Raw genomic sequence first — 20,923 nt, forward strand, 5'->3', positions numbered from 1 at the left:
CCAGGGCACGCGCCCGTACCTTCTCATTCTCCCCCGGCCGCGAGGCCCAATGCCACAAAAAGTCCGCCTCATCGACATCGCCGACCGCCTCGGGCTGACCAAGGTGAGCGTGTCGAAGGCGCTCCGCGACCACGGCGACATCTCGGAGGAGACGCGCGAACTGGTCAAGCGGACGGCCGCGGAGATGGGCTACACCCCGAACCTCCTCGCCCGGTCGCTCTCGTCGCAGCGCTCGCACACGCTCGGGGTCGTCGTCCCGAAGATCGCCCACACGTTCTTCTCGTCGGTCATCGAGGCGGTCCAGGAGGAGGCGACGGCGCGGGGCTACGGGATCGTCCTGGCGGTGTCGAGCGAGCGGGCCGGCCTCGAGCGCCAGCACATCGAGCGGCTCCTGTCGATGCGCGTCGACGGGCTCCTGGTGTCGGTGTCGAAGGAGGCGCCGGACCTCGAGATCTACGACCGCGTCCGCCAGATGGGTGTCCCGCTCGTGTTCTTCGACCGCCAGATCGAGGGGCTCGGGTTCGGGAGCGTGACCGTCGACGACCGGGCGGGGGCGCGGCGGGCCGTCGAGCACCTCATCGGGCTGGGCCACGACGAGATCGTCCACGTGGCCGGGACGCCGGAGGTCGCCATCGGGCGCGACCGGCGGGCCGGCTACGAGGACGCGCTCCGGGCCCACGAGCTGCCCGTCCGCGAGGCCCTCATCGTGAGCGGCGGGTTCGACGAGCGGTTCGGCGCGCGGGCGATGCGCGAGTTGTTGGATCGCGGGGACCCGCCGTCGGCCATCTTCACGGTGACGCAGCCCGTCGGCCTCGGGGTCTACGGCGTACTCGCCGAGGCGGGCCTGGCGAGCGACGTCACGCTCGCCTCGTTCGGCGACGACGCCAGCAGCGTCCACCTCCGGATCGCCGACGCCATCGTCCGTCAGCCGACGGGTGAGATCGGGCGGCGGGCGCTCGGCCTGCTCCTCGACCAAGTCGAGGGGGGCGGCCTCCTCGCCATCGGGGCCGAGCCTCACGAGGTCCTGGAGGTCGACCTCATCACGAGCACGACCCCGGCGTAGGGCCTTCAGGACGTTCCCGGTTGCGCTTCCGGCGAGAGTCCCTATCTTGACTTTACCGGTAAAGCCCATGGAGATCGACGCCCTGCCCCGCCTCGACGCCTCGCTCGCCGAGGCTGAGCCCGCCCGTCCCGAGCGCGTGCTCCAGTTCGGCACGGGCGCCTTCCTCCGCGGCTTCGCCGACCCGTTCGTGGCCGAGGCCAACGCGTCCGGCGCCTTCGACGGGCGCGTGGTGATGGTGGGCTCGACGGGCAGCGGCCGGGCCGCGGCGCTCGGCGCCCAGGACGGCCTCTACACGCTCTGCGTCCGCGGCCTCCGCGACGGCGAGCCGGTCGACGAGACGCACCTCGTCACGTCGGTCTCGCGCGCCCTCGCGGCCTCCGCCGACTGGGACGCCGTCCTCGCCCTCGCCCGCTCGCCGGAGCTCCGGCTGGTCGTCTCCAACACGACCGAGATCGGCATCACCGACGACCCGGACGACCGACCGGATCTCGACCCGCCGCGGTCATTCCCAGGCAAACTGGCCGCCGCGCTCGCGGCCCGCGCCGAGGCCCACGGCTACGACGGCGGGGGACTCGTCGTCCTCCCGTGCGAGCTCATCGAGGGGAACGGCGACCGGCTCCGTGAGATCGTCGAGGCGCACGCCGAGCGGTGGGAGCTAGGCGACGCCTTCCGCGACTGGCTCGACCGCGAGGTCACGTTCTGCAACACGCTCGTCGACCGGATCGTGCCGGGCAACCCGGACGACGCCGACGCCCTGTTCGAGCGGCTCGGCTACACCGACGACCTCCTGACGGTCACCGAGCCGTACCGGCTCTGGGCCATCGAGGGCGACGACGCGCTCGCCGACCGCCTCCCCCTCGTCGGCCTCGACGGCGTCGTGGTCGCGGACGACCTCACGCCATACCGCGAGCGGAAGGTCCGCATTCTCAACGGCGGGCACACCGCGACCGTCCCGGCGGCGATCCTCTGCGGGCTCGACACGGTCTCCGAGGCGCTCGACGACGAGACCGTGGGCACGTTCGTCCGCCGCGCGATCCTGGACGAGATCGTGCCGAGCCTCCGGATCGACCCGACGATGGCCGAGACGTTCGCACACGCCGTGATCGACCGGTTCGCGAACCCGTTCGTAGCCCATGCCCTCCGCGACATCACGTTCCAGCAGACGGCCAAGCTGGGCGTCCGCGTGGCCCCGTCGATCCGCGAGTACGTCGAGACGCACGGCGAGGCGCCGCCGCTCCTGTGCTTCGGCGTGGCCGCCCTGCTCGCCGCCGTCCGCCCCGACGGCGCTGACGGCCTGTCGGCCGACGACGCCGCGGGCGACTGGGAGCGACGCTGGGCGGACGTTGATCTGGCCGACACCGACGAGCTCCGGGCATTCACGGTCGTCGCGCTGGGCCGCTGGGACCTCGACACGGTCGAGGGCGTGCCGGAGTCCGTCGCCGACGCGCTCGTCGCGATCGAACGCGACGGCTGCCGCGCCGCGCTCGCCGCCCGCCTCTGATCCTTTTTGTGCCCGAACGGAAGGGCTTCCGCATGACCCGTTCTGAGATCCTCGACTCCGTCCTCGCCAGCGGCGCCGTCGCCGTCGTCCGCATGGCCGACTCGGGCCGCCTCGTGCGGCTCGCCGAGGCCATCGCCGAGGGCGGCGTGACCGCCATCGAGATCACGATGACGACGCCGAACGCGCTCGACGTCATCGAGGCGACCGGCCGCGAGCTCGGCGACGCCGTGACCGTCGGCGTGGGGTCGGTGCTCGACGCCGAGACCGCCCGCCGCGCCGTCGACGCCGGCGCCCGCTACGTCGTCAGCCCCGTGTTCAAGCCCGAGATCGTCGCCGAGGCCCACCGCCTCGACGTGCCTGTGATGCCGGGGTGCTTCACGCCGACCGAGATCCTCACGGCGACGGAGGCCGGCGCTGACGTCGTCAAGGTGTTCCCGGCCGACGTGTTCGGGCCGACGTTCTTCAAGGCCGTCCTCGCGCCCATGCCGCACCTCCGGATGATGCCGACCGGCGGGGTCTCGCTCACGAACGCGGGCGACTGGATCCGGGCCGGCGCCGTGGCCGTCGGCGTGGGGAGCGCGCTCCTCGACAAGCAGGCCATCGCCGACGGCGACTGGGCCACGCTCACCCAGAAGGCCCGGACCCTCCGCCAGTCGGTCGAGGCGGGCCGGGCCTCCATCTCCACCGCCTCGCGCTAACTCATGAAAGTCGTCACGCTCGGCGAGATCATGCTCCGGCTCTCGACGCCGGGCTTCACCCGGTTCGTCCAGGCCCAGTCGTTCGACGCCACCTACGGCGGCGGCGAGGCCAACGTGGCCGTGGCCCTCGCGAACTACGGATTCGAGAGTTACTTCGTCTCCAAGCTGCCGGCCCACGAGATCGGGCAGGCCGCCGTCAACCACCTCCGGCGGTTCGGGGTCTCGGACCGGTTCATCGTGCGCGGCGGCGACCGCGTGGGGATCTACTTCCTCGAGACCGGCGCGAGCCAGCGGCCGAGCAAAGTCATCTACGACCGCACCGACGCGGCCGTGACGACCCTGACCCCCGACGAGCTCGACCTCGGCGCCGTGTTCGAGGGGGCCCGGTGGTTCCACTTTACGGGCATCACGCCCGCCCTCGGCGAGACGGCCCGGAAGACCGTCGTCGCGGCGGCGAAGGCGGCCAAGGGCGCCGGCGCGACCGTCTCGTGCGACCTCAACTTCCGCAAGAAGCTGTGGACGACTGAGGAGGCCCAGGCCACGATGCGCCCTCTCATGGAGCACGTCGACGTCTGCATCGCGAATGAGGAGGACGCCGACAAATGCCTCGGGCTGACAGCTGGCGAGACGGACGTCCACGGCGCGGAGCTCGACGAGGCGGGGTACGTCGACTTGGCGAAGCGGCTCAAGCGAGAATTCGACTTCGAGGCCGTCGCCATCACGCTCCGCGAGTCGTTCTCGGCCAGCCACAACGGCTGGAGCGCGATCCTCCACGACGACAAGGACTGCGCCGAGCCCGTCCGCTCGACGCGGTACGACATCCAGATCGTCGACCGGGTCGGCGGGGGGGACTCGTTCGCGTCGGGCCTCATCGCGGGGCTCTTGCAAAAGGGCGACACGCGCGAGGCGCTCGAGTTCGCCGTCGCCGCGTCGTGCCTCAAGCAGACGATCCCGGGCGACTTCAACCTCGTCAGCCGCGCCGAGGTGGACGCCCTCGTGGCCGGCGACGGCTCCGGGCGCGTTCAGCGCTAGTCCGCTCACTCCCCCTCGCCATGCCTCAACGCGTCACACGTTGACACAGTAACCGGTTACGCCAGGAGGCCTTCGACCTCGGCTTCCGCTGACTCCACCGTTCCCACCTCCACCATCCCCCCTACGACCCATGAGACTCTTGCTCCTTCTCGCCGCGCTCCTGCTGGCCGTCGCGCCCGACGCTCAGGACGCTGCCTCCGTCAACTGGTCGCTCACCGAGGCCGACGGCCTCGCGGTGACGGCCGAAGAAGGCGGCGCCGTCGGCAGCGACGTGACGTCGATGACGCTCGTCGCCCGCGACTACACCGGCACGCTCACCGGCGACGCCAACGGCCCGCTCGGGCCGTACCAGCGGTGGTACCTCGACGGCGCCGAGTGGCCCGTCGAGAGCGCCCCCGACCCGGCGCGCTACGTCGAGTTCGCCGTCACGGCCGCCGACGCGACCACCCTCACGCTCACCGACATCGACCTCGTGATGAACGCGGGCGGGACCGGCGAGCTCGACGCGAGCCTGTTCTACGACACCGACCCGTCGTTCTCCGCGCCCACCCCGCTCGCGACCGACGTCGACGTCTCGCGCGACGCCGTCGGGGACTTCAGCTTCGACATCTCCGAGGAGTTGGCCGCGGGCCAGACGCTCTACGTCCGCGTGTACCCGTGGCTCGGCGGTGGCAACCCGAGCAGCGGGCGCTACCTGTTCCTCCAGGACGTCACGATCTCCGGCACGAGCGAGACGGCCGGTGGTGGCGATGACGTCGACGGCGTGTTCTGGTCGCTCTCGGCGGCCGACACGACCTCGGTCACGTCCGCCTCGGCCGGCCTCGGGGGCGCGCCCGTCCGGTCCGCCGACGTCGAGGTCCGCGACTACACGGGCGACCTCCGCGACGCCGACGACGCCGTCGGCCCCTACGGCCCGTTCCAGCGCTGGTGGCGCGGCGACGGGATCCAGTGGCCCGTCGAGGAGGCCATCGACCCGGCCCGCTACATCGAGTTCGCCGCCGGCGCGGAGGCCGGGGAAACGTTCTACGTCGACGGCGTCTCGCTCTACGCCCACGGCGACGGCACGAGCGAGATGCGCGCGAGCGTGTTCTACGCGACGAGCGCCGACTTCTCGAACCCGGTCGCGCTGGAGGAGGACTTCTCGGCCGACGACGGCGACGTGGCCGGGGCGATCATCCTCCGCGAGTACGACCTCGACCTGGCCGTGCCCGCGGGCGACTCGATCTACGTCCGCGTCTACCCGTACCTCGGCAGCGGCGACCCGAGCGTCACGCGCTACCTCATGCTCCAGGCCATGACCATCTCGGGCTCGACCATGGAGCCGGTCGAGAACGAGGGCGTCTTCTGGTCGCTCTCGGCGAGCGACACGACGTCGGTCACGTCGGCCGGCCCGGACCTCGACGGCGCCATGGTCCGCGCCTCGGCCCTCGAGGTCCGCGACTACGACGGCGACCTCCGCGACGCGGGCGACGCCGTCGGCCCGTTCGGCCCGTTCCAGCGCTGGTGGCTCGGCGGCGAGGATTGGCCGGACGAGGACGGCCCGGTTGCGGACCGCTACGTCGAGTTCCCCGCGGGCGCCGATGACGACATGCGCTTCCGCGTCGACTCGCTCTCGGTCTACATCCACGGCGACGGGACGAGCGCCATGCGCGCCCAGGTCGCCTACTCGACGAACGCCGACTTTTCCGACCCCGTGGTCCTGGAGGAGGAGCTTGAGGCCGACGACGGCGACACGGCCGGCGCAATCATCCTCCGCTCGTACGAGGTCGGCGAGATCGCGTCCGACTCGATCTATGTTCGGATCTACCCGTGGGTCCGCTCGAGCTCGGTCGGCTCGGGCCGGTACCTCCTGCTCCAGGCCATGACGATCTACGGCGAGGCCGTGGGCGGCATCGCGACGGAGCGGGCGCCAGAGGCCGGTCGTCTCTCGCTGCTCCCGGCCGCGCCGAACCCGGTGACGGGCTCGACGACGCTCCGCTACGAGCTCGCCGAGGCCGCCGAAGTCGAGGTCGTCGTGGTCAACGTGCTCGGCCAGCGCGTCTCGACGCTCGCCTCGGCCCCGACGCCGGCCGGCGCGCACGCCGTCACGATCGACGCCTCGGGCCTCGCCGCCGGCGCGTACTTCGTGCAGGTGCGCGCCGACGGTGAGGCGCAGACCCGCCCGTTCGTCGTCGTCCGCTAAGCGATATCCCACCACAGGCCCGGCGGCCTCTCCGCCGCCGGGCCACCTGATTATGACCGGACCGCAGTCCCGCCGCCAGTTCGTCCGCCGCGCCGCGCTCGGCGCGGGCGGGCTCGCCGTGCTCCCCGGCCTCGCCGCTGGCTGCACGGGTGTCCCCGCCTCGGTCACCGAGGCGGGCGGGGCCGACGCCAACGCGTGGGACCGCGTGCCCGAGATCCTCGCCCGCATCCGCCCGCCCCAGTTCCCCGACCGCGATTTTTCGATTGCGGAGTATGGGGCTGTGGAAGGGGAGAAGGCCACCGACGCCTTCCGCGCTGCCGTCGAGGCCGCGCACGGGGCCGGCGGCGGTCGCGTGGTCGTCCCGCCCGGAGACTGGCTGACGGGCCCGATCCACCTCCTGTCGAATGTCGAGCTCCACGTCTCCGACGGCGCCACGCTCGGCTTCTCGACCGACCCCGCCGACTATCTCCCGGCCGTCTGGACGCGCTGGGAGGGCGTCGAGCTGATGAACTACTCGCCGCTGATCTACGCCTTCGAGCAGGAGAACGTCGCCGTCACGGGCGGCGGGACGCTCGACGGCCGCGCGGGCGGGACGGACTGGTGGACCTGGAAAGGGCCGTGGAAGGACAACCGCCACGGCTGGACCGAGGGGATGCCGCAGCAGCGCGAGGCGCGCGACCGGCTCTTCGCACAGGCCGAGGCGGGCGTCCCCGTCGAGGAGCGCGTCTATGGCGAGGGTGACTACCTCCGCCCGAGCTTCGTCGAGTTCTACCGCTGCCGGAACGTGCTGATCGAGGGCGTGACCGTCGTCCGCTCGCCCATGTGGCTCCTCCACCCGACGCTGTGCACGAACGTGACGGTGCGCGGGGTGACGGCTAACTCGCACGGGCCCAACAACGACGGCTGCAATCCCGAGTCCTGCACCGACGTCCTCATCGAGGGCTGCTTTTTCGACACCGGCGACGACTGCATCGCCCTCAAGTCTGGCCGGAACGCCGACGGGCGGCGGCTGGCGGCGCCCATCCAGAACGTCGTCGTACGCGACTGCACGATGCGCGACGGGCACGGCGGCGTCGTGATCGGGAGCGAGATGTCGGGCGGCGCGCGCGACGTGTTCGCCGAGCGGTGCCAGATGGACAGCCCGAACCTCGAGCGCGTGCTCCGGATCAAGACCAACTCGGTCCGGGGCGGCGTGGTCGAGGGCGTCTACATGCGCGACGTCACGGCCGGCCAGGTGGCCGACGCCGTCGTCCGGGTCAACTTCCTCTACGAGGAGGGCGACGCCGGCGACTTCCCGCCGACCGTCCGCGACATCGACGTCCGCCGCGTGACGAGCGAGCGGAGCGAGCGGGCGCTCTACCTCATCGGCTACCCCCACGCCCCCATCCGCGACGTGACGATCTCGGACTGCCGCTTCGCCGGCGTCGCCGAGGACAGCGTCGTCGAACACGTCGAGGGGCTCGTGCTCCGCGACGTCACCATCCTCGACCGCGACGCCTAGCGTCTCCCACCATGCGACTCGTCCTACTCCTCGCTCTCTTGCTGGCCGCGCCCGCCTCGGTGGCGCAGTCGACCTACTTCGTGGCCCCGAACGGGAGCGCGCTCGGCTCCGGTGCCATCGGGTCCCCGCTGACGCTCCCGGCCGCTCTCTCTCGCGTGGCGCCCGGCGACACCGTCTACGTCCGCGGCGGAGCCTACGCCTCGTCGTCGTCGATCCGGTTCCAGACGAGCGGCGCGGACGGCGCCTACGTCCACGTCTGGGCCTACCCCGAGGACGACGAGCGGCCCGTCTTCGACTTTACCGGCGCGAGCAAGGGGTTCGACGTCCAGGCCAGCTATCTCCACCTCAAGGGGATCACGGTCGAGAACTCGAACGACAACGGGATCCAGCTCTCTGGCGAGGCCGCGAGCCACAACATCGTTGAGCAGATGATCGCCCGCCGCAACGGCGACTCCGGCATCCAAGTCAACGACGGGGCCGCCTACAACCTCCTCCTCAACAACGACTCGTACGAGAACTACGACGCGGGCAACCAGGGCGAGAACGCCGACGGCTTCGCCGTCAAGTTCGGCGTGGGCGAGGGAAACGTGCTCCGCGGCAACCGCGCCTGGGCCAACTCCGACGACGGCTACGACTTCTGGAGCCTCGACGACCCCGGCCAGGGCGGCGTCCTCATCGAGGGCAACTGGGCCTTCCGCAACGGGTTCAACACCTGGGGCGTCACGGGCTTCAACGGCGACTCGAACGGGTTCAAGCTGGGCAAGGGCGAGGGGCCGCACACGCTCATCCGCAACCTCGCCTGGGACCACCGCGCCAACGGGTTCGACGTGAACGGCAACGCGAGCGGCGTGACGGTCTACCACAACACGGCGTACCTCAACCGCGGCGTCAACTTCCAGTTCGACGACGACCCCCAGATCGACGAGCAGGCGCCGTACGTCCTGCGCAACAACGCGTCCGTCGCCGCGAGCGTCCGCATGGACCCGTCCGTGGCCGACGACGAGGCCAACTCGTGGAACGCCATCGTCGACCTCGCCACCCCGGCCGACTTCGTGAGCCTCGACGACACCGGGGCCGACGGGCCGCGCGGCCCCGACGGCAGCCTGCCCGACCTCGGCGGCTTCCTTCACCTGGTCGAGGGCAGCGACCTCATCGACGTCGGCGTCGACGTGGGCCTGGAGTTCGCGGGAACGGCACCCGACCTCGGCGCCTACGAAGCGGGCCTCGTCACGGCGGCCGACGACGAGCCCGAGGCCGGCATCGTGCTGTCTCACGCCGGCGCCAACCCGGCGCGCGGGCTCACCCGGGTGGCCGTCACGCTCGACGCCAGCCGCGTCGTCCGCCTCACGCTCCACGACGCGCTCGGCCGCGAGGTCGCCGTCGTCGCCGACGGGCCGCTCCCGGGCGGTCGCCAGACGCTGGCGGTCGACCTCGCCGGGCTCACCCCCGGCGTCTACGTGGCCCGCCTCCAGGCCGGCGATGCCGTCCGCGCCCTCTCGCTCACCGTCGTCCGCTAGCCATGTCCTCCCCCTTCTCGCTCGAGGACAAACGCGCGCTCGTCACCGGCGCTTCGCGCGGGATCGGGCAGGGCATCGCCGTCGCGCTCGCCGAGGCCGGCGCCGACGTCGTCTGTGCCAGCACGCGCCGCGCCGGGACCGACGAGACCGCCGAGGCGGTCCGCCAGCGGGGCCGTCGCGCGTGGCAACTCGAGGCCGACCTCTCGGACCGCGAGGCCGCCGCCGCGCTCGCCGAGGCGGCCGAGGCCGAGGCCGGCCCGATCGACATCCTCGTCAACAACGCCGGCACCATCCGTCGCCACCCGGCCGTCGACTTCCCGATGGCAGACTGGGAGTTCGTGCTCCGGACCAACCTCGACGCGACGTTCGTGCTGTGCCAGGCCGTCGGCCGCGGGATGGTCGAGCGCGGGCGGGGGAAGATCGTGAACGTGGCGTCGCTGTTGAGCTTCCAGGGCGGCGTCACGGTCCCGGCCTACACCGCCTCGAAGCACGCCGTCGCCGGGCTCACGAAGGCGCTCGCCAACGAGTGGGCGCCGAGCGGCGTGACGGTCAACGCCATCGCGCCGGGCTACATCGCCACCGACAACACGCAGGCACTCCAGGACAACGAGGCCCGGAGCCGCCAGATCCTCGAGCGGATCCCCGCCGGCCGTTGGGGCGACCCGGCCGACCTCGGCGGGGCCGCCGTCTTCCTCGCCTCGCCCGCCTCCGACTACGTCAACGGCCACGTCCTCGTGGTCGACGGCGGGTGGATGGCGCGCTGACGGCCGGACGACGCTCTCGACTCCCCTTCTCCAGACCTCCCGTCTCCCCATGGCCCTCCACACGCTCCCTGACGCCGAACGCACGAAGCGCCTGACCACCGACGAACTCCGGAGCCACTTCCTGGTCGACGACCTCTTCCAGGACGGCGCCGTGACCTTCAGGTTCGCCGACCTCGACCGCGTCGTCCTCGCCGGCGCCGTCCCAACCGGCGGCTCCCTCGACCTCGGCATGCCCGACGAACTGGCGGCCGACTCGTTCTGCGAGCGCCGCGAGGTGGGCATCCTCAACATCGGCAGGGCCGGGACAGTGACGGTCGGCGATGACAGCTACTACCTCGGCAACCGAGACCTCCTCTACGTCGGGCGCGGGAGCGGGGCGATCTCGTTCGCCAGTGACACCGCCGGGTCGCCGGCCCGGTTCTACGTCGTCAGCTACCCCGCCCACGGCGCGCACCCGACGACGCTCGTCCGCAAGGCCGACGCGGAGCTCGAGGAGCTCGGGAGCGCCGAGCAAGCCAACCGGCGCGACCTGTTCAAGTACGTCCGTCCCGGTGGCGTCGAGAGCGCCCAGCTGGTCATGGGGATCACCGAGATCCAGGAGGGCAGCGTCTGGAACACCATGCCCGCCCACACGCACGCGCGGCGGACGGAGGTGTACCTCTACTTCGACGTGCCCGAGGGCGACGTCGTGTTCCACATGATGGGCGAGCCACAGGAGGTGCGGACCGTCGTCGTGCGTGACGGCGAGGCCGTCCTGTCGCCGGGTTGGTCGATCCACGCCGGTGCCGGGACGCGGGCCTACACGTTCTGCTGGGCCATGGGCGGCGAGAACCAGGACTTCGGCGACATGCAGTTCGTCGGCATGGAGGATATCCGGTAGCCGAGCGGCAACGGACGCGGCTAAACCTCCTTCAGGGTTCCTTGACAAAGCGCTTCCGCCCCCCTAGCTTAACCGGTAACTGAACTGGAGTCTCACCCGTTAGCTCGGCCTCACAGGGCCCCTTCCGGCCCACCCTTCGGAAGCGCTTTCCTCCCCATGCGACTCTCGACCTCCTTCCTAAGCCGGCTCGCCGTGGTCCTCTGTCTGGGTCTCGGCCTCGCCGTTTCGGTCTCGGCCCAGGGAACGATCCGCGGCGTCGTCACCGACTCCCTCAGCGACGGGACGCTCCCCGGCGCCAACGTGTTCGTCATGGAGACGGCCCTCGGCGCTGCGACCGACATCGACGGGGCGTACCGGATCCAGCGCGTCCCCACCGGGAGCTACAGCGTCCGCGTGTCCTACGTCGGGTACGAGACGCGGATGATCCCCGTGACGGTCGTCGACGGGCAGACGGTGGAGCTCGACGTGGCCCTCCGGTCGAGCACGAACCTGGGCGAGGTCGTCGTGTCGGGCCAGCTCGAGGGCCAGCAGCAGGCGATCAACCAGCAGCTCTCATCCAACACCATCGTCAACGTGGTGTCGGAGGAGAAAATCCAAGAGCTCCCGGACGCCAACGCGGCCGAGTCGATCGGCCGGCTCCCGGGCGTGTCGGTCCAGCGCTCGGGCGGCGAGGCCAACCAGATCACGCTCCGCGGCCTGAGCGGGGCGTTCACGAACGTGACCGTCGACGGCGTCAAGCTGTCGCCGACCGACGCGGCCTCCCGGTCCGTCGACCTCAGCGCCATCTCACAGGGCTCCCTCGCGGGCATCGAGTTGTTCAAGGCCCTCACGCCCGACAAAGACGGCGACGCCATCGCCGGATCGGTCAACCTCGTGACGCGGCGCGCGCCCGAGAGCCGCGAGCTCCGCGTCGACGTCCTCGGCGCGTACAACGAGCTGGCGGGCGACGTCGGCCAGTACGACGCCGACTTCCGCTACGGCGAGCGGTTCTTCGACGGCCTCCTCGGCCTCCAGCTCTCGGGCAACCTCGAGCGCCGGAACCGGAGCCGCGAGGAGTACGACCCGTCGTTCGACTGCTCGATCAACGACTTCACGGTTTGCCAGATCGAGGACCTCCAGCTCGACTACACCGACGAGATCCGGACGCGCCGGGGCGGCGGCGCCATCCTCGACGTCGCGACGCCCGACGGCGGGTTCGTCAAGCTCAGCGGGCTCTACAACCAGACCACCCGCGACTTCATCACCTACGGCCGGAACTACCCCACCACGGGGGACCTCCTGTTCTACACGGCCCGCGACCGCGAGCAGTCGATCCAGCTCTTCAACAGCGCGCTGACGGGCGAGAACTACGTCTTCGGGTTCAACACGACGTGGGGCGCCTCGTTCTCGCGCTCCGAGTCGGACTTCCCGTTCGACTACGAACTCGCGTTCACCGAGCCGTCCACGACCGACGCCGACGGGACGCCGCTCTCGGGCATCTCCCCGGTGCCCACCGAGGTCCGCCGAGGCGCGCCCGAGGGGATCATCCCGTACGCGCTCAACAACTTCGAGCGGGCCTACCTCTACTCGGCGTTCTCCCGCAACGAGGACGCCTACGACGAGGACCGCGCGGCCTACCTCGACCTTGAGCGGGAGTACACGCTCGGCAGGTCGGTCCGCGGCGCGTTCAAGGTCGGCGGGAAGTACCGGAGCAAGAGCCGGGGCCGGAACCGGACCGAGATCTTCTCGCCCTACTACAACGAGCCGTTCCCACGCTTCACCCGGATGCCGGACGGGTCGATCGTGCCGAAGGACTTCGCGGGGTCGGCGTTCGAGGACCTCGTCCTGTTCAACGACCGGCTCATCCTGGCGACCAACTTCCTCGGTGGCGGGGCGCGGGAGGAGGACCTTTTCGGCCGGTTCACGCTCACGCCGGTCCTCGACCGCGACCTCGTCCGGGCGTGGTACGACTTGAACATCAACGGCTTCACGGACCAGGCCGGGCGGAACCCGGAGTACGAGGAGAACCTCGAGCCGGCCGTCGACTTCTACGACATCACCGAGCGGGTCTCGGCGGCGTACGCCATGAACACGTTCGACCTCGGCCGCCGCGCGACGCTGATCGCCGGCGTCCGCGTCGAGCACGAGGACAACGACTACGCCAGCCGGTTCGCCCCGACGGGCCTCCAAGGCGTCCCGGTCCCGACCGGCGCCATCCGCGACACGACGTCGGCATTCGAGCAGACGGTCTGGCTCCCGAACGCGCAGCTGGCGCTCCGCCCGACCGACTTCCTGACGGTCCGGCTGGCGGCCTACCGCGCGCTCGCCCGGCCCGACTTCAACAACCGGCTGGCCAACGCGGTCGCCCGGAACAACGGGTTCTTCTTCCCCGGCAACAGCATCACGCTGGGCAACCCGAACCTCCGCACGGCGACGGCCTGGAACTATGAGCTGAACACGAGCTTCTTCGGCCCCCGTCTCGGGCTGTTCTCGGTCTCCGGCTTCTACAAGCGGATCGACGACTACTTCCAGACCATCAACGGGCTTTCGTACACGGGCAACGCCGTGTTCGACTCGCTCGGGATCGACTACCGGAGCCCGTACGGCGAGAGCGTCCGGTACCAGCTCCGCGTCCCGTTCAACCTCGACACGCCGACGGAGGTCTACGGCGTCGAGGTGGAGCACCAGACGAACCTGAGCTGGCTGCGCGGCCCGCTCTCGGGGATCGTGCTCGGCTACAACTTCTCCGTCGTCCGGTCCACGACGTCGGTTCCGCGCGTCCGCGTCGAGACCGAGTACATCGAGCGGCCGCCGTTCCCGCCCATCGCGCAGGTCACGTACGTGCCGTACGAGCAGGAGCAGAAGCTCCAGGAGCAGCCGGACTTCTTCGCCAACGTGTCGCTGGGCTACGACTTCCGCGCGTTCTCGGCCCGGCTCTCGGTCTTCCACCAGGACCGCTACAACACGTCGTTCGCGGGGAACGAGCGGACCGGGTTCGACAACCTCCGCAGCGGCTACACCCGCGTCGACCTCGCCTTCAAGCAGGCCGTCGGCGAGCGGGTCCGGCTGCTCCTCAACGTCAACAACCTGACCGGCGTCGAGGAGAGCGCGCTCCGTTACAGCTCGTTCCTCGACCGGACGCTCATCAACGACAGCGAGATCTACGGCACGACGGTCGACTTCGGCTTCCGGCTGGACTTCTAGCCGGCCCCGCCCGCCTCGGCCCCGAGGCGGGCCTCCGCCCTCGGGCACTCTCTCACACCACCCCTCCCCTCATGAGACCCATGCTACGCACCCCGGCCGTCGCGGCCGTCCTCCTGCTGGCGGCCGGCGCCGCCACAGCGCAGACGGCGCCCCAGACCTGCCCCGCCACCGACGACGTCTGCGTCGTCCAGAACGGCCAGACGCTGAACAACGTCATCGACGCCGACACGACGGCGACCGGCGACCGGATCCGCGACGGCCGCGTCTACCAGCTCCAGCGCGACGGGATCTACCTCATCGACTCCGGCATCAACAACGTCGGCTGGCACCTCCGGATCGTCGGGGCCGAGGGCGAGGGCGCGCTCCCGCAGGTCTACACCGCGCCCAACGCCACGAGCGGCAACCGCGTCGGCGACGTGTTCCTCCAGGAGGGCGACATCACGTTCCGCGACTTCGACTTCGCGGGCGTCCTCCCGCCCGAGGCCGGCGGCACGCTCCCGTTCATGTCGACGACGTTCGTCCGGACCAACGCGTCCGGGTACGACCTCGTCATGGACAACCTGACCGTCGTCAACCTCGAGGCCCAGATCGTCCGGACGCAGGCGGCCCTCCGCAAGTTCGAGATGACCAACTCGATCTGGGCCAACTCCGGCTGGCTCGGGACCGACGGGACCAACTTCGGCGCGGGCAAGGGGATCGACCTCCGCGACGGCTCGATCGACTCGCTGATCTTCCGGAACAACACGTTCATCAACTACACGGACCGGATCATCCGCCACCGCTCGAGCACGGGGCCGGTCCAGAACATGGTCTTCGACCACAACACGATCCTCAACGCGGTCTCCTACCACGGGACGCTCGCGCTGGGCCAGGTGGGCAACTCGGTCCAGATCACGAACAACCTCTGGGTCGACTCGTTCGTGGCCGGTGAGGACTCGAGCGACGTCGTCCGCCAGTCGGAGTTCGACGAGTCGGGCGAGGTCTACGCCTCGAACGGCCAGGCCAAGCTGACCTGGATCCTCTCGGAGCCGAACGAGACGACGACCTGGACGGTCGCGAACAACTACTACGCGGTCTCCGACGAGGTCGCGGCGTTCTACGAGACGTTCGGCGACGGCGGCGGCGACGACGGCAACCCGGACAACGGGACCGACGGCGACAACGACATCATCGGCCCGGGCTCCCCGCTCACGGACCACATCCGGAGCCGGATCTCGAACCCCGACCTGGCCTTCCAGGAGATCGACGTCGAGCTCACGGACCGGCCCGACGCCCCGGTCGCCATGGTCACGTGGTACCGCACGGAGACCGGGCGGACGAAGGACACCTCGACGTTCGACGTCGAGACCGACGACTACGACCGCCGCGACCTCGCCTACTTCATCGGCGACTTCGACCCGTCGTACCCGACGACCTCGCCGGCCTACACCGCCGCCGACAACGGGTGCCCGGTGGGCGACCTCTCGTGGTTCCCCGAGGTCGACGTCGAGGCGTGCCTCATGGGCGTCGCCAACGAGGGCGACGTGGCCCGCGCCGCGCTCGGCCTGACGAACGGCCCGAACCCGTTCCGCGACGCCACGACGATCCGGTTCACGCTGCCGGCGGCCTCGGACGTCGCGCTCGACGTGTTCGACGCGCTCGGCCGCCGGGTCGGGACGCTGGCCTCGGGCCCGCTCGCCGCCGGCGACCACACGGTCCGCTGGGCCGCCACCGACGCCGCGTCCGGTGTCTACGTTGTCCGCCTCCAGGCCGGCGACGTCGTGGCCTCGCACCGCGTCCTCGTCGTCCGCTAACGCCGACAGGCTGGCGCCCGCCGCCAGCCGCTTCTCTGCGGGTCCCGCTCCCACGTCGGGGCGGGACCCGCGTGTCTACAGGGCCCCCCTCTCCCCATGTCCGCCGAGCCCCTCCGCCTCCACCCCGACCGGTTCTTCTCGCCCGACCCCGCCGTCCGGCGCGTCGCCCGCGAGCTGTACGAGACGGTCGCCGACCTCCCGCTCGTCTGCCCGCACGGCCACGTCCCGCCGGCGCTCCTCGCCGAGGACGCGCCCTTCCCGGAGCCGACGGCCCTCCTCCTCACGCCGGACCACTACATCTTCCGGATGCTCTATTCGCAGGGCGTCTCGATGGAGGCCCTGGGGATCCCGACCCGGGACGGGACGACGGTCGAGGCCGACCCGCGCGCCGTGTGGCAGCGGTTCGCCGACCACTACCACCTCTTCCTCGGCACGCCCACGCGGGCCTGGCTCGACCACACGTTCGCCCAGGTCTTCGGCATCGACGTCAAGCTGAGCGGCGAGACGGCGATGGACGTCTACGACGCCATCGACGCGAAGCTGGGCGAGCCCGACTTCCGCCCGCGCGCGCTCTTCGACCGGTTCAACATCGACGTCCTCACGACGACCGACGGCGCGGCGGACACGCTCGAGCACCACCGCGCCATCCGCGAGTCGGAGTGGGACGGCCGGGTGCTCCCGTGCTTCCGGCCCGACGCCGTGTTCCGGATCGCCGCGCCCGAGTGGGCCGCCGAGATGGTCCGCCTCGGCGACGCCGCGGGCGTGGAGGTGACGGACTACGCCGGGTTCATCCGCGTGCTCGAAGAGCGCCGGGCGTTCTTCAAGTCGATGGGCGCGACGTCGACCGACCACGCCGTCGTCGACCCGCTCACGCACCGGCTCGACGACGCCGAGGCCGACCGGCTCCTCCAGCGCGCGCTGAGGGGCGAGGCGACGGCGGCCGACCAGGCCGCGTTCGAGGCCCACATGCTCATGGAGATGGCCCGGATGAGCGTGGAGGACGGGCTCGTGATGCAGCTCCACCCGGGCTCCTTCCGCGACCACAACCCTGCCGTCTTCCGCCGCTTCGGGCGCGACATGGGGGCCGACATCCCGCTCGCGACGGAGTACACGCGCAACCTCCGTGCGCTCCTCAACGTCTACGGCACCGAGCCGGGCTTCACGCTCGTCGTGTTCACGCTCGACGAGAGCACCTACAGCCGCGAGCTGGCCCCGCTCGCCGGGCACTACCCCGCCATGCGCCTCGGCCCCGCGTGGTGGTTCTTCGACTCGATCGAAGGCATGCGGCGCTACCGCCAGCGCACGACGGAGACGGCCGGGTTCTACAACACCGCGGGCTTCAACGACGACACGCGGGCGTTCCTCTCGATCCCGGCCCGCCACGACCTCTCGCGCCGCGTCGACGCGGACTACCTCGCGGGCCTCGTCGCCGAGCACCGGCTCGACGAGAGCGATGCGCACGGGCTGATCCAGGCGCTCGCGGTCGGCCTCGCGCGCGACACGTACAACCTCGGCGAGGGCACACCCGAGTCGTTGCTCGAGCTGTCGTCCGACGGCGAAGCCCGGTAGCCGTGAACGCCGTCCCGATCCTCGCCGAACGGTTCGGCTGGAGCGTCCTGCTCGCCGCCGCGCTCGTGCTCGCGGGCTGGGCGTCGGCGGCAGCCGCCCAGATCCCGGCGTTCCCGGGCGCCGAGGGCTACGGCATGTGGACCGTCGGCGGCCGCGGCGGCGACGTCTACCGCGTCACGACGCTGGAGGACTACGACGAGGGCGAGACGCCCATCCCCGGCTCCCTCCGCGAGGCCGTCGAGGCGGAGGGACCACGCACCGTCGTCTTCCGCGTGACCGGGACGATCCGCCTGAAGCGACGGTTGGAGGTCTGGAACCCGTACCTCACCGTCGCCGCGCAGTCGGCGCCGGGCGAGGGCGTGACGCTCGCGGACTACGGCGTCGAGGTGTGGGCGCCGGAGGTGATCCTCCGCTACCTCCGCGTGCGGCCGGGCGACCTCGCGCACGAGGAGCAGGACGCGATCAACCTCCGCAACGGGCCCGCCATCGTCGACCACTGCTCGGTGAGCTGGGCCACCGACGAGACGCTCAGCATCATCCACCGCGCGTCGGCCGTCACGGTCCAGCACTGCCTGATCGCCGAGAGCCTCAACCGGTCGGTCCACCACAAGGGCGCGCACGGCTACGGCACGCTCATCACGGCCACGGGCGACGTCTCGGTCCACCACTCGGTCTACGCCTTCCACGAGAGCCGGAACCCGCGGCCGAAGGACGTCCGCCTCGACTTCCGCCACAACCTGATCTACGGGTGGGGCGACCAGCCGGGCTACGCCTACGAGGACTTTCTCCAGATGAACCACGTCGGCAACGCCGTCGAGCCGCTCGCCTACTCGCGGGCGCCCGACTGCGCGTTCAACGTGGGCGGGGCGAACGCGCGGATCTACGCCGCCGACAACCTCCGCCTCGGGCCCGAGGCGGGCCTGGTGAATCAGGGCCTCTGCGCCTCGCGCGGCTACGGTCCGGAGATCCTCGCTGTCGTTCGCGTCGACACACCGTTCCCGGCGCCGGCCGTCACGCCGACGCCGACGGAGAAGTTGAAGGGCGAGCTCCTTGAGACCGTCGGCGCGACGCGGCCGGCGCGCGACGCCGTCGACCGGCGGGTCCTCGGACAGATCGAGCGGGGCGAGGGCGAGATCATCGACTCCCAGTCGGAGGTCGGCGGCTGGCCGGAGCTGGCGGCCGCCGAGCCGCCCGTCGACGACGACGCGGACGGGATGCCGGACGCCTGGGAGCGCGCCCACGGCCTCGACCCCGCCGAGGGTGACGACCACCGCGGCGACGCCGACGGGGACGGCTACACGAACCTTGAGGAGTGGCTGAACGAGACGGACCCGCAGACGCCGGCCCGCTGGATCGCCCCGCCGACGTTCGCGCCCGCCCCGGGCACGCCCTTCACCGACTCCCTCGTCGTGATGGTTTCGGCCGGTGCATGGCCGGCCCACGTCACGCGCGATGGGACGGAGCCGACGGCCGCCTCGCCGCGCGCCGCCGGGCCGATCACGCTCACGGAGACGGCTCACCTCCGGGCGCGCGTGGTCGAGCCCGGCGCCGCGACGGCGACGGCCGTCGCGCTCTACCCCCGCCTCGACTGGCGCCCGGCCACGGCGCGCCCCGCCCGCACACGCCCCGGCCTCGCCGCCGCCGTCTACGACTCGCCCGACTGGGACGAGGGCCCGCAGACGGCTGACCTCGACCCGGTCCGCACGGGGACCGAGGCGGACGTAGACGCCGTGCTCGCGCGCCCCGAGCCGACCGGCGTCGTCCTCGGCGGCTGGCTCGACGTGCCCGCCGACGGGATCTACACCTTCTGGTTCTCCGACCACCCGCGCTCGCGGCTCCTGATCGACGGCAAGGCCGTCTCGCCCGGGATGCCGTCTGGCGAGCGGCCCGCGCGGCTCGCGCTCCGCGCCGGCCTCCACCGGTTCGGCGTGCGGAGCCTCCACGAGGAGCCCCAGCGCGACCCGTCGCTGACGTGGGCCGGCCCCGGCTTCGAACGTCGGCCCCTCGACCCCGCCTTCCTGTCCCACTCTCCGTCCGACCTGTGACCCACCGACTCCCGCTCCTCGCCGTCCTGCTCGCGGGCTGCACCGCCGCGCCGCAGGCCCAGGCCCCTCCCGCTCCGGAGGCCGGCTGGGCCGCCGCCATGACTGAGGCCGTCATGGCCCGCCGCCCGCTCGTCCGCGAGCGCTGGGACTACGAGACCGGCACCGTCCTCCGCGGCGTCGAGGAGCTCTACGCCGAGACCGGCGACGAGCGCTACGTCGACTACATCAAGTCGAACATCGACGCCTACGTCCAGCCCGACGGCTCGATCGAGACGTACCGGATCGAGGACTACAACCTCGACAACATCAAGGCCGGCAGCGCCCTGTTCCTCCTCGACGCGACGACCGACGACCCGCGCTACCGCACCGCCGCCGACCTCCTCAAGCGCCAGCTCGACGAGCAGCCGACGACGAGCGAGGGCGGCTACTGGCACAAGCAGCGCTACCCCTTCCAGATGTGGATGGACGGGCTCTACATGGCCGAGCCGTTCGCTGTCGACTACGCCCTTGAGTACCTCGAGGGCGAGGCCCGCGAGGAGGCGCTCGACCACGCCGCGCTCCAGTTCCTTCTCGCCGCGCGCTACCTCCGCGACCCCGCCACCGGCCTCTACTACCACGGCTGGGACGAGGCCAAAGAGCAGATCTGGGCCGACCCGCAGACCGGCCGCTCGCAGGAGTTCTGGGGCCGCGCGATGGGCTGGTACGCCATGGCCCTGGTCGACGTGCTGGAGGACTTCCCGGAGACGCATCCCGACCGCGGCGCGCTGCTCGACCTGCTCCAGGACTACGCCGAGGCGGTCGCGAACGTGCAGGACCCGGTGTCTGGCGTCTGGTGGCAGGTCCTCGACAAGTCCAACTGGGAAGGCAACTACCTCGAGTCGTCGGCCTCGGCCATGTTCACGTACGCCCTCCTCAAGGGCGTCCGCCTCGGGCTTCTGGACCGCGACCGCTACCTCCCGCGCGCCGAGCGGGCCTACCACGGCCTGATCCGGGAGTTCATCCGGCCGGGCGACGACGGCATGATCTCGCTGACGCGGGTCGTCAGCGTGGGCGGCCTCGGCGGCGACAACGACCGGGACGGGAGCTTCGAGTACTACCTCTCGGAGCCCGTCGTCGCCGACGACCCGAAGGGGACGGCCCCGTTCATCCTGGCGAGCCTCGAGATGGAGCGGCTCGGCCTCCTCCCCCAGTAGAC

14 protein-coding genes are annotated in these 20,923 nt (G+C 71.3%); all 14 read left to right on the top strand.

Annotated features, from left to right (window positions below):
• The first annotated feature begins 49 nt into the window (after positions 1-49).
• The 14 genes from BSZ37_RS02475 to BSZ37_RS02540 all read left to right on the top strand — a co-directional run bounded on the left by BSZ37_RS02475 (position 50) and on the right by BSZ37_RS02540 (position 20,921).
• Entirely contained in the window at positions 50-1,063 is a 1,014-nt protein-coding gene (locus tag BSZ37_RS02475) for a LacI family DNA-binding transcriptional regulator (protein ID WP_095509021.1), read from the top strand.
• A gap of 67 nt (positions 1,064-1,130) precedes the next feature.
• The gene (locus BSZ37_RS02480; protein WP_095509022.1) at positions 1,131-2,564 is read left to right on the top strand and encodes a tagaturonate reductase; all 1,434 of its coding nucleotides are present in this window, start codon (positions 1,131-1,133) and stop codon (positions 2,562-2,564) included.
• 32 nt (positions 2,565-2,596) lie between these two features.
• Positions 2,597-3,262, top strand: a complete 666-nt coding sequence (locus BSZ37_RS02485) for a bifunctional 4-hydroxy-2-oxoglutarate aldolase/2-dehydro-3-deoxy-phosphogluconate aldolase (RefSeq protein WP_095509023.1) — start codon at positions 2,597-2,599, stop codon at positions 3,260-3,262.
• 3 nt (positions 3,263-3,265) lie between these two features.
• On the top strand, positions 3,266-4,294 hold the full coding sequence (locus BSZ37_RS02490) for a sugar kinase (protein WP_095509024.1): 1,029 nt from the start codon (positions 3,266-3,268) through the stop codon (positions 4,292-4,294).
• Positions 4,295-4,424: 130 nt separating this feature from the next.
• Positions 4,425-6,476: a T9SS type A sorting domain-containing protein gene (locus BSZ37_RS02495; protein WP_143537537.1), complete on the top strand. Its 2,052-nt coding sequence runs from the start codon at positions 4,425-4,427 to the stop codon at positions 6,474-6,476.
• 52 nt (positions 6,477-6,528) lie between these two features.
• Entirely contained in the window at positions 6,529-7,977 is a 1,449-nt protein-coding gene (locus tag BSZ37_RS02500) for a glycoside hydrolase family 28 protein (RefSeq protein ID WP_095509026.1), read from the top strand.
• 11 nt (positions 7,978-7,988) lie between these two features.
• Complete coding sequence (locus BSZ37_RS02505; RefSeq protein ID WP_095509027.1) at positions 7,989-9,494, top strand: right-handed parallel beta-helix repeat-containing protein; 1,506 nt, start codon at positions 7,989-7,991, stop codon at positions 9,492-9,494.
• A 2-nt stretch (positions 9,495-9,496) separates the two neighbouring features.
• Positions 9,497-10,258, top strand: coding sequence for a 2-dehydro-3-deoxy-D-gluconate 5-dehydrogenase KduD (kduD, locus tag BSZ37_RS02510; RefSeq protein ID WP_095509028.1), 762 nt, complete (start codon positions 9,497-9,499; stop codon positions 10,256-10,258).
• Positions 10,259-10,307: 49 nt separating this feature from the next.
• Positions 10,308-11,138, top strand: a complete 831-nt coding sequence (gene kduI / locus BSZ37_RS02515; protein WP_095509029.1) for a 5-dehydro-4-deoxy-D-glucuronate isomerase — start codon at positions 10,308-10,310, stop codon at positions 11,136-11,138.
• 156 nt (positions 11,139-11,294) lie between these two features.
• On the top strand, positions 11,295-14,321 hold the full coding sequence (locus BSZ37_RS02520; protein WP_095509030.1) for a TonB-dependent receptor: 3,027 nt from the start codon (positions 11,295-11,297) through the stop codon (positions 14,319-14,321).
• A gap of 80 nt (positions 14,322-14,401) precedes the next feature.
• A complete protein-coding gene (locus BSZ37_RS02525; protein ID WP_095509031.1) occupies positions 14,402-16,114 on the top strand; it encodes a T9SS type A sorting domain-containing protein in 1,713 nt (570 codons plus the stop codon).
• 96 nt (positions 16,115-16,210) lie between these two features.
• The gene (gene uxaC, locus BSZ37_RS02530) at positions 16,211-17,683 is read left to right on the top strand and encodes a glucuronate isomerase (protein WP_095509032.1); all 1,473 of its coding nucleotides are present in this window, start codon (positions 16,211-16,213) and stop codon (positions 17,681-17,683) included.
• A 2-nt stretch (positions 17,684-17,685) separates the two neighbouring features.
• Positions 17,686-19,728 (top strand): chitobiase/beta-hexosaminidase C-terminal domain-containing protein, encoded by a 2,043-nt coding sequence (locus BSZ37_RS02535; RefSeq protein ID WP_095509033.1) that lies wholly within the window; start codon positions 17,686-17,688, stop codon positions 19,726-19,728.
• Entirely contained in the window at positions 19,725-20,921 is a 1,197-nt protein-coding gene (locus tag BSZ37_RS02540) for a glycoside hydrolase family 88/105 protein (RefSeq protein WP_095509034.1), read from the top strand. Before BSZ37_RS02535 ends, BSZ37_RS02540 begins: the two co-directional genes overlap by 4 nt.
• Positions 20,922-20,923: the final 2 nt, after the last annotated feature.

The sequence above is a fragment of the Rubrivirga marina genome (assembly GCF_002283365.1).
GTDB classification, from domain to species: domain Bacteria; phylum Bacteroidota; class Rhodothermia; order Rhodothermales; family Rubricoccaceae; genus Rubrivirga; species Rubrivirga marina.